At 54.0% G+C, this 16,518-nt stretch carries 12 protein-coding genes; 1 reads left to right on the top strand and 11 read right to left on the bottom strand.

What is annotated here, in order from left to right:
- Positions 1–49 precede the first annotated feature (49 nt).
- The 11 genes from KIH78_RS07380 to KIH78_RS07330 all read right to left on the bottom strand — a co-directional run bounded on the left by KIH78_RS07380 (position 50) and on the right by KIH78_RS07330 (position 14,317).
- Positions 50–1,168, bottom strand: coding sequence for a polysaccharide pyruvyl transferase family protein (locus KIH78_RS07380; protein WP_219131838.1), 1,119 nt, complete (start codon positions 1,166–1,168; stop codon positions 50–52).
- A 56-nt stretch (positions 1,169–1,224) separates the two neighbouring features.
- Positions 1,225–2,655 carry a lipopolysaccharide biosynthesis protein gene (locus KIH78_RS07375; RefSeq protein ID WP_219131837.1) on the bottom strand — a complete coding sequence of 477 codons (1,431 nt, stop codon included), beginning with the start codon at positions 2,653–2,655 and terminating at the stop codon, positions 1,225–1,227.
- 38 nt (positions 2,656–2,693) lie between these two features.
- Positions 2,694–3,275, bottom strand: a complete 582-nt coding sequence (locus tag KIH78_RS10815) for a serine O-acetyltransferase (RefSeq protein ID WP_219131836.1) — start codon at positions 3,273–3,275, stop codon at positions 2,694–2,696.
- A complete protein-coding gene (locus KIH78_RS07365; RefSeq protein ID WP_219131835.1) occupies positions 3,272–4,402 on the bottom strand; it encodes a glycosyltransferase family 2 protein in 1,131 nt (376 codons plus the stop codon). Before KIH78_RS07365 ends, KIH78_RS10815 begins: the two co-directional genes overlap by 4 nt.
- The gene (locus KIH78_RS07360) at positions 4,403–5,431 is read right to left on the bottom strand and encodes a glycosyltransferase family 2 protein (RefSeq protein WP_219131834.1); all 1,029 of its coding nucleotides are present in this window, start codon (positions 5,429–5,431) and stop codon (positions 4,403–4,405) included.
- Positions 5,432–5,435: 4 nt separating this feature from the next.
- The gene (locus KIH78_RS07355; RefSeq protein WP_219131833.1) at positions 5,436–6,665 is read right to left on the bottom strand and encodes a hypothetical protein; all 1,230 of its coding nucleotides are present in this window, start codon (positions 6,663–6,665) and stop codon (positions 5,436–5,438) included.
- Positions 6,658–8,067, bottom strand: coding sequence for a glycosyltransferase (locus tag KIH78_RS07350; protein WP_219131832.1), 1,410 nt, complete (start codon positions 8,065–8,067; stop codon positions 6,658–6,660). Before KIH78_RS07350 ends, KIH78_RS07355 begins: the two co-directional genes overlap by 8 nt.
- Complete coding sequence (locus KIH78_RS07345) at positions 8,064–9,194, bottom strand: glycosyltransferase family 4 protein (protein ID WP_274608280.1); 1,131 nt, start codon at positions 9,192–9,194, stop codon at positions 8,064–8,066. The genes KIH78_RS07350 and KIH78_RS07345 overlap by 4 nt, the downstream gene beginning before the upstream one ends.
- 30 nt (positions 9,195–9,224) lie before the next feature.
- Positions 9,225–10,661, bottom strand: coding sequence for a tyrosine-protein kinase domain-containing protein (locus KIH78_RS07340; protein ID WP_420830137.1), 1,437 nt, complete (start codon positions 10,659–10,661; stop codon positions 9,225–9,227).
- Positions 10,662–10,783: 122 nt separating this feature from the next.
- Positions 10,784–12,691 (bottom strand): DUF4012 domain-containing protein, encoded by a 1,908-nt coding sequence (locus KIH78_RS07335; protein ID WP_236034498.1) that lies wholly within the window; start codon positions 12,689–12,691, stop codon positions 10,784–10,786.
- A gap of 66 nt (positions 12,692–12,757) precedes the next feature.
- Entirely contained in the window at positions 12,758–14,317 is a 1,560-nt protein-coding gene (locus KIH78_RS07330; protein WP_219131830.1) for a sugar transferase, read from the bottom strand.
- Positions 14,318–14,840: 523 nt separating this feature from the next.
- Here KIH78_RS07330 and KIH78_RS07325 point away from each other — a divergent pair.
- The gene (locus tag KIH78_RS07325) at positions 14,841–15,842 is read left to right on the top strand and encodes an aggregation-promoting factor C-terminal-like domain-containing protein (RefSeq protein WP_214312086.1); all 1,002 of its coding nucleotides are present in this window, start codon (positions 14,841–14,843) and stop codon (positions 15,840–15,842) included.
- Positions 15,843–16,518: the final 676 nt, after the last annotated feature.

Raw genomic sequence — 16,518 nt, 5'->3', positions numbered from 1 at the left:
TCTACTGAGGCTCTTGGTTCACAATGATCCAAGAGCCTCACAGCGACATTCAGTTACGTAACCCGAGATAATCGGCCACAGCGCCAAAGCGGTCACGGAACGCCGAGAAATCGTATGTATTGTCCTGCACGGAGAGGACCGATTCCATGCACTCACGCCAATCGCTGCCATCGCTGAAACGGATGTACGGGCAGGAACGCATCCATGTTTCATAGAGTGCTTTCACCTTGCCGTTGCTGTTGTTGAATGCGACACAGGGAGTGCCGGTTATCGCCGACATCACCATACCGTGAAGCCTGTCAGTCACCACGATGCGTGCATGAGAGAATTCCTCCAGTTTGGCGTATACCATGGGCTCTCGCTTCTCGGCTGGAATATTGAGCAATCCGCCTGTTCCCAACGCAGTATCGGTTTTCTCTACCTTCGATATATCCAGTGCATTGCAACAATCGGCGACATCCTTATAGGAAGGGTGGGATGCGACCTCCCCATCACTTCGGAACGCCACCAGTGCGCCATGCCGATTGGCGATGGGCGACTGCGCATACGGGGTCTCATACGTCATCACGATATCGGGCGTCAGCTCAATCCGTGCCGTCGGGAAGAGCCGCTTCATTGCCTCAAAGGAAGGCTTGTCCCTCGCCAGCAGCATGACCTGTTTGGCAGACGCATAGACATGTTCCATATAGCGGCTCAGCATACGGCCTTCGGCATTCCGATAATCGGCAGTCTGTGGCATCGACAAGATACGGCCATGCGGGAATGCACCGATATCCGCCGCCCGAAGGAACTCAAAGCTCTTGTACAAAGACCCCATATTGCCCCCACCGTGCAGAATCACCGTCGTCTCGGCCGGCAGGATATGCCGATAATATACGAGGTCCTCGATGCCGCCAATCTGATCGACCTCAGCGAATGATGTGATTCCGATGCCAACCAAATAGGCCTCTTCGGCCAGAGCTATGGCCTGATCGCCAAGATTACCGTGGTTAGGTACATCGCACAGTATAATAGAAGCGGAGCTCCGCTCTCCATCATGTTCCTTCAAGTATTGTTTCGCGCGTTTCAATCCGCGCAATGCCCGTCCGGGTTGCATCAGGCAAAGCACGCGGTATGCGCCGAGCAGTCTACAGGCCGCGATTTGTATGGCGGTTTTAATCTGGCTCATTGTATGCTCCTTGTATTTCTTCTTGATTTGATTGATGGTTTCGCATTCTATTGACGCTAATCATGATGTCTATGCCGCGGCTGATGCATATATTTCGCGAGGAACAATCGGCACACCGGCAGAAGATCAATCAGCTGTACGAGTACGATAAGGATGCACAAAAGGCAGGAAAACAGCATATATGATTCAGGCTTTACAGCCATATCTACCGTTTGAATAATCAGCAACCCCACCGAAATAGAGAATGTCAGCCAGTTAATCCGAATTTTCATGATTCTACGTGAACTAAACACACGCATAAAGAAGACCACAGCATTACTGATAACCATGGCAACGCAGGGACCATAAAGCGCCAAAGGATACATCAGTCCCCACGTAAACGCAATACTAACCAAAGCCCCGACGATAGTGGTCGTGAACAAAGCTTTCGTCTTAAGTGTGGTGGTAAACACGGTCCCGAGATAGGCATTCAGTGAATTAAAGTAGAACGCCAACACCAGAATAGGAATCAACCCCCAGCTCGGATAGAAGTCTTTCTGAAGCATCAATGCGGCAAGCCATGGTGTGCACACCGTCAGGCCAGCGGCACCGATGGCCATGCCCGACTGAAGCAATTTGAATACCATGGAAAAGAACTGGCCGACATCGTTCCGTTTGAACTCCTGGAATGCGGAAAGCGTCCAAGCCTGCTGAAAGATGCTGTACACAACATTCAATAGATTCGGCAATTTGCTGGCTGCCGCGAACAAGCCGGAAGCGGCGATGCCCAGCATGCCTGTGATGAAGAAACGATTGATGCTGGTGCCGATCCACCAGAACAGCGCGTTCGGAATCAGAGGAACGGCATACATCATCATACTTCTGAAAAGTCGCCAATCCTCCTTGTCGATCTTGACCAATAGACCAAGGTATCGGCCCCAAACCAGGAATACGAGCACACCAACAAACGACCCGAGAATCATGGAATAGAAATAACCATCCGCTCCAAGACGCATCCATGAGATGAACACCACAGCGGACCCACCAGTCACCAACGAAGTGACAATCGCATCAGCGGTCAGCAGTTTCAGGTGGTTTAACGCCCGTGCCACATTACCCAGATACAGCAGGAAAGCATTCACTACATACATTAGCCAAAACAGCAGCTGGTACTGCCCCAGTCCTCCGAAGAAATCGAGATGTAGCAACGGAAGCAGGCAGGCAGCAATAATGCAGCTCAATAACATAGCCGCAAATCCGATGGTCACATAACGGTTTGTGCTTTCTGCGTCATCAATGACAAAACGCAATACGGCATCGGCGACGGAGAAGGATGCCAATGGCACCATGAGTGTCACCACCGTAAGCGCCATATCGGTCACACCGAACTCCGCCGTGCTCATGTTAAATGTGTACAGAGGCACCAGCAAGAATGTAATCAGCTTCGTGGCGAAAATGTTCAAGGCGAATACGCCAATGTTCAGCAGCAGATTCTTGTATTTGCCCACAATAAATCCAACCTCACTACTTCATGGCACAGGAACGACTACAGCAACCCATGCTCGGCCAGCATAGGATTGAGATTGTCGTGCGAATCATGGTCGCTGACTTGTCTTGCGGGAACACCGGCCACGGTAATTCCCGGCTTTCGTACATCATGCACGACGACGGCATTGGCACCGACGGCAACATCATCGGCCAACGTCACATTGCCGATAATTCGCGCTCCACTTCCCAGGAAGACGTTGTCACCCAGCACCGGAGCATCCCCGGAACCATTGGTGGCGCCAATAGTCGTGCATTCCTGAATACGGCAGTTCTTCCCCACTTTGGCGTTGCCGTTTACGACAATCGTTCCGACATGCGCTATGGAAAGCCCAGGACCGAACACATTCATGGGGATGGAGAAGCCCAGTTTCTGGCCGAAACTATGTACCCGGTAATGGAGCCAGTACGCGTACAACCTCCCCAGTACCGTGCGGTGACAATTCCTGTAATACTCCGCTTTTCTGAGCAGACGTTCGAATCGCCATATCACATCAAACGGCATCGGATGCGACCGGGTTTCGCCCAGCGCGATACGGTCCTGCTCCAAATATGTCTTGTATTCTTCTCTGCTCGTGATCACAGTTGTTCTCCGATCATGGTCTCCATGGTTCCGTACGCACCTGCGAGCGCCCACAACGTATAGTTCCCAGTTCTCAATGACCGTTCGATTGCTTTCAGGGCTTTCCCAGTGCCGGCCGAACAATGCTGGAACTCCTTAGTTACCCGCAACAATGCACAACAACAACTGAATATGGTCATCCGTTGCTCTCGCGGTAGCGACCGGGTACGCCAATATGTCAATGAGCCCAATTGATTGAGCGTGGTCTTATAGATTTCGTCAGTCCACGGTAGATTCCATGCACGGTAGTCGGATATCATTCTTTTAGTAATCCAATACGCATCGACTACTTTTTTCTTGCCGTGCATCGCATGAGAAATCGATCCGCCACGCACTCGGTAGAGATAGCTCGTGTCATGAATCACGTATTCGGTATAGCGAGGCTTGATGAAATACGCCATAATCGTGTCCTCATACCACAGGCCTTCAGGAAATCTCAGGCCATCCCATATTTCTCGCTTGTAAATCCTGGCCCATGCAGTTCCATACGTATTGTCGAGGACACGTTCAATCAAGCGTCCATTCTCATCGATGCGAGAATACCCCGAAGTGACATAATCCTTGTGTGAGGAGACCAGAGCGTCCATCAACGTCTGAATGTGGTTAGCTTCCAACTCATCATCAGAATCCACGAATGCGATGTACCGTCCTCGCGCTTCATCAATGCCTCGGTTCCGAGCACCCGATAACCCTCTATTGTCTTGGTTGATCACACGAATACGAGTATCCCTTTGAGCATAATCCTGAAGAATAGACAACGTTCCATCGGTTGATCCATCGTTAATCACAATGAATTCAATGTCATACGTGGACAACTGCCCAATCAGCGATTCAAGACAACTGGACACATAACGTTCAACGTTATATGCAGGAACGATGACCGATAAATCACAAGCAGGTTCATGCAGATACACCGTTTCGTCCTCTTCAGCATGAGGTTCTGGCGATATGGACCGCAACCGCGACTCCATATCTTCGATACTAGTTTTACGCCCCCACACGGAAGCAGCATACGCCAAGAAAGAGAACAGACCATCTCTGCCGGGCATATGCCCATACATGTTTTTCACGAAATCAGGCGACATCATTCAGCTCCTTACACGGCCCAGAACAAGATTCTTAACGGACGCCATCCCACAAATAGGGGCAAAGAAACCAACCCCCAAGGAAGTGATGACGATTCTGATATCGGGACGAAGCATCCTCACGGCAGCTTTGCACTCATAAGACTGCCTGAAGAACTCCGATTCACGTACATGTTTGCAGAAGCCAGTGAACTCCGCATGAGACATCGACCCCGCAGCCAATTGCAGCAACAGACCCGTAATCCAAAGATTCACCATATACACGTGAGTCAGCAAGTTGTGACCAGGGTATTCAGTGTCCCATCGTTTCGCATAGCTGACCAACGAACCTCTGGACACTTTGAGGTCCTCGAAATTCTTAGGATTGAATTTCTGGACAAGACTGCCGGGATTGGGCCTATAGAAATACAGCACATCAGGAATGTATGCGAAAGTATCAGCCTTATCGAATAGACCTACAATTTGCAGAAGATCCTCACCGAAGCTCAAACCAGCATATTGCTCGTAACCATTATCAGCATCGAAAACACGCCGCGAGAATGCCTTTGACCAAATGGAATTGAAACGGTAGGAATCACAAAGCTTCCCGAGAACTTCAATCTTGTTCATGGCAGAGAAGACACGCTCACCAGCAAACATCGGAGAGCCGTTGACCTCATATCGCTCCGTACGTCCACCTTCAAAGCACACAATATCAACTTGATGCCTATGGAACACATCATGAATACGTTCCAACGCATCACTACGGAGCTTGTCATCACTATCCACAGTCATGATGATGTCTCCACTGGCAATCGAATAACCGGCACGCCGAGCCAGAAGCAGTCCACGGTTTTCCTGCTCGACAAGTCGAATCACATCATCATGTTCTGAGCATAGTTGACGACAAATAGCACCACTGGAATCCGTGGATCCATCATTGACAAGTATGATTTCAAAATCACGGAACGATTGCGACAACAGTGAATCGACACAAGCACCGAGATACTGTTCTACATTGTAAACAGGGACGATAATGGAAAATAACGGCATGACACTACCTTCTATACTGTCTTTTCGTACTTGGAATCGTCAGCATCAGCAACGCAAACGCAGTTGCAATAGCAGCGCAGACATAAGTATATTCCATGTTGAAGAACGCATTAATCAACCACTGACCCATAAGAATCCAATACAAGTACCAAGGTGCATCGACGCAATTACGATGACTCGTACGAACTAGCAGAATCAGAGGAATCAGATATATCAACAACCCGACAACACCATTGGTAACGAGAAGATTAATAAAGTCATTATGAGCCCAAATATTAATGCCAATTTGCTGATTGATTTCATATATTCTATTGAATCCTCCTCCAAAGAACACATTAACCAAACCAAATTGGGAATACTGTTGCATGTCATAGGCCCAGAACGAACTACGTCCACTGGTAAGCGTGTCCCAGAATCCGAGATATCCACCATGAGAAGTCGAATCAATTTTTGACGATATCGAGGAAACCGAAATAATCAAAGCTGCGACGATACCGCCACCTACGATAGATATAAAGAAATTGCTTTTCGCGGTGACGAATTCCCACATAAACAGCATATACATCAGCAATATGACACCCAAATACGTTCTGGAATATCCCATGAAAGCACAGAACAATGGGACAATCGACATCAAGCCATACCACCATTTATTCTTGTAATCTAATTTGAGACATATTGTTATCAAGGCCAGAACCAGCAAGGCTGTTGGACTTAGTCTGAATGAATCACCTGCGAATGAGCAGAAGAAGCGCCCTTGTCCTTCAACAATGTAATACGAGCGTGGAAGTGGAATCGAAATCGCCACAAGAACGCACCAAATCACGGCGATTGACCTTATCCACCGCACGTCGCCCATGATCAACGACCTTAGAGAATCCATTTTGGCGGAGAATAGAGAATACAGTAGCACCCAGAACATCAGGTACACTACCAAATTGACGTTGACGAATGTGCCTCTCGTTATCGCTACATCAAACATGGTCAAGGCGAATGTCGCCAGCATGAGCCACCAGTATCCGATCGGATAGGCGGTCACCATAGCCGCCAGCAGAAAGCACACTACGCTCAACGCAATAACCATCTGGTTCACTGCACCAAACCCTGGCTGAGCTTGAAGCAATGTCGACAAAGGCAGTAAGGTAATTACTCGAACAGTCACCTTATTCAAATACACTGACATGCTGCCGGCGCGATTGCCTGATGCCACTTCCGCCCTTAATGAGCTACTCATCACGGAATCCTTTGCTCTTCTGCACCGTCACGTTTTCATTCCACATGCCAGCTGTCGAGAATCTGTCCATCAAGCCGTCCTGACCGTCGGTATGTTGGAAATCGGCATTCTCGATTTTGTTCCTTGCGCCGAGAAGGCTCTGATAAGTCCTCACCAATCGCTGCGCATAATCATCCTGTTGGCAACGGCCATGCACGTAAGCGGTGCTTGCCACCTGCATATGCCGATATCCATCGGACAACACACGAGAGGCGTTCACCAGCGTCTCAGCGAGACTGTCTTGTTTCCCGCTCTCGAATCGGAAACCCGTCTCTCCCTCCACCACAAGCTCGGGAATGCCGCCGATGTTGGCACCAATCACCGGGGTCTGTGCAGCGAGGGATTCCAGCCCGGAATACGGCATGTTCTCACGCCATTCGGAGCACAGCACGCTGAAGCGAGCATTGCCCACTTCGCGCTGGAGGTCCTCACCGGTCTTGTAACCGAGTAATTTGATACGACTCCCCGACTCTGGTCCGGCCTGCCCGACAAGCTCCTCGATAGTGGAATGTTCAGGGCCGTCGCCCACGATGTGCAGCGTCCAATCATCCGACAAATCCGGCAATGCCTGCAGGAACGCACGTACAAGCGTGAGGATGCCCTTCTCCTGGGAGAGACGGCCGAAGAACAGGAAATACGGTGCCGCAGTATCAAACTTGTTCGTGTTGGCGACCTTCCGTGCCATCGCCATCTGGCTCTCGGTCAGGAAGTTCTGCATGGCGACGGTACGGCCTGCGTACCCTCCCTCGTCGAGTTTATTTTTCATGAACTCGCTCGGCGCGATAATCCGATCGATCTTGTCGTAGCTGTGATGGCGTTTCAGAAACTCGGCCTCAAGGAACGCGAGACCGCTTTTCGCCTTCGATTTCTTCACACACGTATTCTCCACTGCGTGGAAGAACTTCCGGTCCAAGCACCTATCGCACACCTGGCCGCGGCCATCCACCATCGTGTAGGCGGGACACAGCAGGATGTAGTCGTGCGCCGTGTATACAACCGGTACATGATGCTTCTTCAGATACGGAGCATCAAGAATGGATAGAGTCAGCTGACGGTGCACGTTGTTCATATGGATGATGTCCGGCTTGAACTCCTCAAGCAGCGCCTCGAACTTACGTTTCGACTCAAAGGAGTAGATGAGCGTCGCCGCTTCCTTCGCCTGCTGGAACGCGGAAATCTTACCCACGTAGTCCTTTTCGGACACGAAGTACTTGCTCCAGTAGCTCGGCTCGTTGCTCGGGTGCTGCATGGAGAAGAAGGCGACCTCATGGCCGAGCGCTTTCAATCCTTCCGCGAGCGCGAAGAAGTAGGTCTCCGCACCACCCTTGCGGTAGAAGTACTTGTTGACGAGCAGAATCCTCATACGACATCCTCTCCTCGGTATAGGGCGAGTATCCGATCGACCACCTTGTCCCAGCTGTACTTGGTCGTGATGTAGTCGGCGGCGGTGTTCTTGAACACCTGCACTCGGTCGGAATCGCCCAGCAACGTCTTGAGCATTGCGGCAAGATCCTCGACGTCGCCCTTGCGGAATGTAACGCCGTGGCCCTTGAGCACCTCCGCACATTCGGGGATGTCGGAAGTCAGGCAACAGTTGCCGTAGCTCATCGCCTCGAGCAGACTCATCGGCATGCCCTCCAGGTCGCTCGGCAACACGTACATGTAGGCATTGGAATACAGCTCGGCCAGCTCCCCGCCCTCGGTGAACCCAGTCAGGACGATGCGGGAATCGGTCTCGGCAGCCGCTTGGATGTTCTCGTAGTACTCGGCGGAGTCGGAGGAGCCGCCGGCGATAACAAGCTTCTTGTCTGTTTCAATCCGCTTGAACGCCTCAATCAGATAGTGCACGCCCTTCTCCGGCACGATGCGGCCGAGGAACAGCACATATCCATCCTTCTTGAGACCATACTTGCGCGTAATCTCATCGGCGGGGACCGGCGTATTACGTTCGATGCCGTTCGGGATGAACCGCACGTCACGACCATACGTGTCCTTGAAGTATTGCTGGACGTTGCGGCTCAGGACGATCACCTCGTCTGCGCACTTCGCGGCCGTGCGCTCCCCCAGTCTCAGGTATGTGGACGCGAGCCTGCCCCACTTGGCGCGCTGCCAGTCGAGACCGTGAATCGTGGCAATCGTGCGGATACCGAACCAGTGCGCAAGGCGAAGCGGCACGCACGGACCCTCAGCATGATAGTGGATGACGTCGGGACGCGCCTTGATCGCCTTGAGCGTTGCGAAGAACGAAGACGTAAGCGCGGCCAGTCCCTTCGCGTCAATCGTCGTGACGGGGATGACCTTCACGCCTTTGTATATATACGGCTTGTCGCTCGCATTCGACTGGTTGTCGAACTCCTCGCCGGCCACGTTGTGGCCCTTGCGGTTGTACACGACGACCTGCTCGCCACGTGCAACCATGCGGGTGGATAACTCGTCCACGACGATTTCGATGCCTCCTTCACGCGAAGGAATGCGCTTGTGGCCAATCATTGCGATACGCATATGAACCCCCGTCAGGCATCAAGCGGCGTTGCCTTTGACGCGATTTTTCTTAGCGCTGCCATGCTTGCTCTTTTTACCTTTCTGCTCGGTATCCTCGCCGTAGTAGTAATAACCGTTTTTCTGCGGCTTCTCAGGCTCGACGTAGTTCATGGCAACACCAGTGACCTTGATGTTCAGCGTCTCAAGTTCCTGCTCACTTTGCTTAAGACGCTTCTTTTCCGTAACACCGACTCCTGCGACCAGAAGCAATTCCGGACCATCCTTGGCAAACACGGCGGCATCATTGGCAACCTGCATAGGAGCCGTATCGATAATCACATAATCATAAGCACCAGCAACCTGAGTTATGAGGGCCTTCATAGCTTGGGAATTGAGCAGGATGCTGGGGTTAAGATTCTGCTTGCCGGCAGGCAGCACATGGAAATTGGGCTTCCAATACCGTTGGATAGCCTCCTGGGAGGATACCTGATTGGTGATGAGGTGCGTCAAACCAACAGTTCCCTCGATGCCCAGCTTCTTGCTCACGGCAGGATTACGTACATCGGCGTCGATCAGTAGCACCTTGCTGCCGTTTTCAGCGAATGAGGTCGCAAGGTTCACACTCATCGTCGTCTTGCCTTCAGAGGGACCCGCCGACGTCACGACAATAACATTGGCACGGTCCTCATCCGGAAGTACGAATGCGATGTTGGTGCGAAGACGCCGAACCTCTTCCGCCTCACGCGAAGCAGGATGGCCGATAACCACCGGAGTCTTGTCATCGTACGAATCGCTTCGAGTCATGGTACCAAGCACCGGCGCATCCACAATGGAAGTCACATCCAAATCCTCACGAACACGAGTATCCATGAGATCTTTAATCAGGGCAACGACCACGCCGAGCAGAAGGCCTCCTGCGAGGCCGGCAATAAGATACAGCTTGACATTGGGCGAGGCAGGTGTGACCGGTGCATACGCCTGTTGAACAATAGTCAAATTGACCGGGGAGATAATCTTGTCGCCCTCGTCGCTGTACAGGGTGGATGTCACCTGCTTCTTCAGGCTATTCGCTACCGCATTGGCGATGTTCGAAGCCATCTTCGGATTATTATTGTCAACAGAGATGTCCACAAGCATTGTGTCAGCCGGGTTGGATGCGGTCACGGTCTTCGCCAGATCCGTAACGGTGATGTTGAGTCCCAGATCGTCAATCACAGGCTGGAGGACGGATTCGGTCTTTACCAGCTGCGGATAAGTCTGAATCTGACTGGTCAGATAGCTCGCTCCCGAGTTGAGCTCATTGCCGGCGGCACCATTATCCCCGGTCGCGGAAGTACGGTACGTGGCCAATAACTCCGACGTCGCCGTGTATTGAGGAGTACGGGTGAAGGTGTACACAGCAACGGCCGTGACTACAACCACCAAGGTGATGACGGCGGTGACCAGATGCTTCCTGACCGCCGCCAGCAAATCCATTGCGGTAAAGCCGTTCTGCTGATTCTTGTCTACCTCGTTCACTGCATTGCTCCATTCTTTCCTTGTGCTGACATCTGTATTGTTCATTGTTGAGACACTCATTTCATTAAGAATCGGTTAGGTCACATCTCATTCACCAATGGTGTCTGTTTCAACACCAGTGCATTGGCACCAGCTTTTGGACTGGCTAGCACATGCACTGTGGCTTCGACACTTTCCCCAGGGTTAAGCGTGACCGTCTTTGCGCCCACGGTAAGCCCATTGTGGGTGGCGATTTGGTCGAAATCGGGATTCCAACTCACCAGACGCCCCTCGGCGGGGGCATAAACGTACAATACGGTCACAATCTCCCCGTGACGGGAGTTCCCGTTTCCGTCATGTCCACGCAGCAAACCCGGTGCGGCGTTCACCTGGGTAGCATCCGCGGTATTCGTCATCTTGATGTGAATCGTATATTGTCTGGCACCATTGGGATAGGTCTTGTCGTGTGTACTGGTCACCTCGCGCTTAAGGTACCAATCCATCTTGCCCATCGTGCCGTCGTTGAAATACACTCCGGCAACCGGATGCGCCGGGTTCACGGCGAGTTCGCCGGAGATTGCCGTACCGTGAATCTTCTGCTGTTCCTCTTCGTGAGCACTCCACACGTACAGGTGCCCATCCATTACGCATTTTCGCAAGATGGATACAAGCTCTTGGTTATGGCCATTGAGATTGTGTAGCACGTAATCAAAAATCTGACCAGCCGCCATCGTGAAAAAGGAATCCTGTTCAATCTGTGTGGACTTATCGATGTAGGTCTGATTGAGAATAACCTGTTCGGCATTGTCGCCCGTCAGTGTGGTGCCATCCGTAAGAGTCACAGGGCCCACGACCTTCAGCAACTGCTGCAACATGACCGGGTCCACACTGATTACACCATCCACATTGCCACGTCCAGCCCGCCGCCAAATGTCACTGGCAAGCTGCGCAGTACGGGTGAAATCAGGCGTGAAATTGATATCCTGATAATCGGTGGCCATCTTCGCGGAAAACAGATTAACCTCATCGGGTGTGAGCACAGCCCCTGCCTCCTGATCGGAATATAAGCCGTTCCTCGGAGGCATGTCGAACGTGCCAATGGACAATTTGCCCCGGTCTATGGAAAGAGTGCTCCATGAGGTGGGGATGCCCCCGGTGGCACGCAATTCCGCATTATTCTGGGCGAGCACCAGATAGGTTCGAGGATTGGAATCCGCCTGTCCGGTCTGGTCGAGGTCGAACATCGAAGGCATGACATCCGCCATGCGGCTGACCGTCGAAGTCAAATCAGCGAGCTGCCCGAACCTTGCTTTGCCTTTCGCCAACGCATCGATAAGCTGCGGCACATGCATACCGGAGATGTTGTTCAAACGCACGTTCGCATCACTGATTATCTGATTCGCGGAGTCAAGATCCTGCGCCGCCTCAGCCATGTCTCCCAATTCAATCGTCCCGTCCCTAACGCCTATCTTGTCAAGGTCGAGCACGGAAGCGGAATCCGCCAACTTCGGCAGAGCATTGATAGAGACATCCTCAAGAATGGAGATGGTGTCACGCACCGCCCTGACATCCGAGCCATAATACGGAACCAATCCGACCAGACCCCAAACCGGCTGCTTGGTCTGACCATAGGCGGCATCGATGTGCTTCGAGAAATCGTTGACAGAGGCCTTCACAGCAGCCGCATCGCCCTTCTCCACCTGACCTTGGATACGGCTCGCAGAATTGACCGCAGCTTCAATCTCACCCTTCGTCTTCGTGGCGGAGGCTATGAACCAGGCAGCAAGACCGATGAGAATCAGAATGATGACGATGCACACCATCAGAATGGCACGAATCCGCTTCCTGCGCTTGATACGCCGAATGTGCTCCCGGCTCATGCGGCGGCGGTGCTTACGACGCTCGGCTTCCCGTTCCTCACGCCTGATGACCTCTTCATCCACGTGAGGAACGATGACATCCGAGAGAACTTCGCTCTCCTTGGACCCCTGACCCTGATAACCATTCATCTAAATCTCATACACCATTCATAACTACGCGATTGGCATTTGACCGCACCTGCTCGAGAGAACCCGTCAGTACGCTCCCTTATGGCCGAGCACGGCACCGACGGTACGGAACATGAGCACGATGTCGCCGCCGATGGACCAGTTCTGCACATACGCCACATCCAGACGCTCGCTCTCCTCAGCGGAAAGATCCGAACGGCCGGACACCTGCCAAGGGCCGGTGATGCCCGGCTTGACCAGCATGCGCGTGGCATACACCTGGTTGTAGCGGGCGTACTCCTCCGGCAGCGGCGGGCGCGGGCCCACCACGGACATGTCGCCCCTGAACACGTTGAGGAACTGCGGCAGCTCATCGATGGAGAAGCGGCGAATGAAATGCCCCACCGGAGTGATACGCGGATCGTTCTTCATCTTGAAGATGAACCGGTCGGTCTGTCCGGTCTGTTCGGCCAGCTTCGCCTTGAGCTCGTCCGCGTTCGTCACCATCGAACGGAACTTGATCATACGGAACGGCTTGCCCCGCAAGCCGATGCGCTCCTGCGTGTAGAACACCGGGCCACCATCCGTGAGCTTGATGGCGATCGCAACCGGCAGCGTGACGATCAGCGAGCACAGAATCGCCAGCGACGAGACCACCAGGTCAAACACGCGCTTCACCATGCGCACCGCCGGCGAATACTGGGACAGACGAATCGTGAGAATCGTCGTGTCCTGGATGGAACGCACCTGCGTCTCATGGCCCGCCACATCCGCGGCGGAGGAAATCAACGCCAGCTCAAGACCCAACGACTCCATACGCACGGAGAACGTGTTGAAATTGTCCGAGAAGCGGCGGAACACATCCGCCACCATCACCGTCTGGATCTGACGACGCACCAGCTCCTCCGCAAGCCCATGCTCCTCATAGCGGATGAGCTCCACATCACGCCCCACCTGCGGCACCAGCTCGCGCAGACGATCCTCGTCCGGATCGGCCTCGATGAGATTCGTCTCCGGGTTCAGCCTCACCGGACACACCGCCACCGGACGGTAGTTCAACTGCTCGCGCTTGTTCAGAAAACGCATCACACGACCGATGCCCTCCGGGGACCCCACCACCACGGTGGCATACGAATAGGCGCCCGCCTTGCGGTCATGACGGATGAGGATACGCGCGAACACACGCTCCACGGCGGTCAACGCCGCACCGGACACCGTCACCAGAGTCACGCTCACCAGCGTGAACCGCAAATCGAGGAAATACGTCACCGCGCACAGACCCACCCAGCAGCGGCACATGCCCGCGAACAGCTTCATGTTCAACTGGTAGCCGTCGCCCATCACATGCCGGTGATACACACCGGACAGATTCAGGCACCACACCCAGATCAGCGCCGCCACAACCAGATATGCGGTCAACTCCACGCTGGACCCGAAACGCTCCGAATACAACGGGTCGGTCTCCCCACGAACGTTCAGCACCGTGGCACCCGCCGCGATGAACATGGCCGCATCACACAGCATCAACGCAAGATTGACGAAAAACCGCCAATACAGTACGCGAGACAGCTGCTCTTGCCGCATCTCGCTCAACTGGCGTACGGCATCGACAGCGGTCTTCTGTGCCAGAGGGGCAATCTGACTCATCAGCCTCTCCTTACCTTTCTCCTCGCGCTCTCCAACGCGAGCCCCCAATACATGCACACATAGGGGACATAATGCCCGCATGATACCGTACCGGGGGTATCTATCGGGTACATATCATGCCCCCGATAATCCCCGCCCACAGCCATACAAGACGACAGAACGACTGTTACCGCAAACAGCTCACGGCACAACCGCCCGCTTCCCCGAACGGCATGGGCGACACACTCTTCAAACCTCAACCTTCAAGCAATGGACGGGAACGGCGCCTGCGGCGCAAACCACACACGCCAGCACGCCGTCCACAAACCCCCCGACGACGTACCTTCCGGTCCATTCGGACACCACAGTACGCAGCGCATGTTTCGCCTGACCCCGGAGCATAACGATTTCAGCCAATGTTCATCTTCACTACTACAATGGTGGATTAGTGAGTGCCAAGTAGTCGGACAATCGAACAATCGAATAGTCGAATGCGACGGACGCCGGACGCGGCGGACCGGACAAGGCTCAAGTAAGGAGCAACATGGCGAATCATCGCAGGAACACGCCCACGCTGAAATCCCTGAGCAAACGCCAGTGGATGCGCGCAGCGGGAGTCGTGGCCGCAGTGGGACTGCTCGTGGGGGCGGGCTTCGTCTCACGTGATTTCTACCAGCAGTCCCAGCACGACAATCCCATCACCGCATACTCCGCGACGGACGCCAACGCGCTGGACGTCTCCCGCGGCGGCGCACGCGGCGCCATCGACGGCAAGACCACCTACGTCACCGTCAAGATCAACGGCAAATCCCGCACCGTACTCGGCTCCGGCTTCACGGACGTGAAGTCCGTGCTCGACGCCGGCGAGATCGTGCTCGACCCGAACGACACCGTCGAACCGTCCCTCACCAGCAAAGTCACCGAATCCACGGTCATCACCATCGAACGCGCCGGCGCGACGCTCGAGACCTCGGACAGCGAAATCGCGTTCAACACCGTGAAGAAGGAGACCGACGCACTGCCCAAGGGCCAGGAGAAGGTCGAACAGGAAGGCAAGGCCGGCACCATGGAGACCACCAGCCTCGTCACCCGCGCGGGCGGCAAGGTCGTCTCCTCCAACGTGTTCGCCTCCTACGTGAAGGAAGCCCCGACGGACAAGATCGTGCTCGTCGGCACCGGCTCCACCTCCTCGTCGTCCTCTTCCTCGGCAAGCGGATCGGCCTCGCTCGGCACCACCGTGCCCGCCTCCGAAATGCAGTCCTGGGCGCACGACTACCTCATCTCCAACGGCTACAGCGAAGAGGACTTCACCGCCGCCGTGTACATCATCAACCACGAATCCGGCTGGAACCCGCAGGCCACCAATGCCTCCTCCGGCGCCTACGGCCTGCCGCAGGCGCTGCCCGGCAGCAAGATGGCCTCCGCCGGCGCGGACTGGGCCACCAACTACCAGACCCAGTTCAAGTGGTTCGTGGGCTACTGCAACGGCCGGTACGGCGGCATCACCAAGGCGTACAACTACTGGCTGACCAACCACAGCTACTGATTCCTCGTACTGATTCGTCGTACCGATTCGTTCGGCTGCGGCACAGTCGGCACCATCGCCCCGTGGAGACCTTCGGATTCCACGGGGCGATGCCGTATCATGCGCCAGACGATGCCCCGGACACATCTCCCTCCTTCGGTTCACGGTCCTCCCAACCGAGGCCCTCCAGGAAATGAATCATGGCACGGAGACCCGCCACGGCGTCATGGTTGCCCCCTCCGACCCACACTTGGAATCGCACGCACCGGATTGTCCGTACACCATTCGAGCTTTGCGGGAGAAAACGGATGATGATGGCAAAAACCCGCGCCACCATTCCGGATTTTCAAGGATAATCGGCAAATCGCGACAAGCACATCTGCCATCGACCGGTCTCCCCTCGCCCACCACAATCACTGTGACTCAAAACCCTTGAAAAATCAAGGATTCACGCACAGCGCCACCGTCTCGGCAGTGCCACCATATGACGTTTCATCACCAAAAACCGAAATGCCGACAATATTGCAGTCGGCATTTCATGGAAAAACCCTGAAACGCGGAACGCCGACACGGATTCATGCCATCATTCCACTGGATCCTTCGAATCAGGCGAATGATGTACACGCATCCACGGCCGTGCACACCACATCCGCGGCCACGCACAGATACACTCCAGCCGACCACATCGGAACCGCAC

The organism is Bifidobacterium saguinibicoloris, from assembly GCF_019331725.1.
In the GTDB taxonomy this organism is placed as follows: Bacteria; Actinomycetota; Actinomycetes; order Actinomycetales; family Bifidobacteriaceae; genus Bifidobacterium; species Bifidobacterium saguinibicoloris.
The sequence above is the reverse complement of the archived record's forward strand: the minus strand, read 5'-3'. Positions and strand labels throughout refer to the sequence as shown.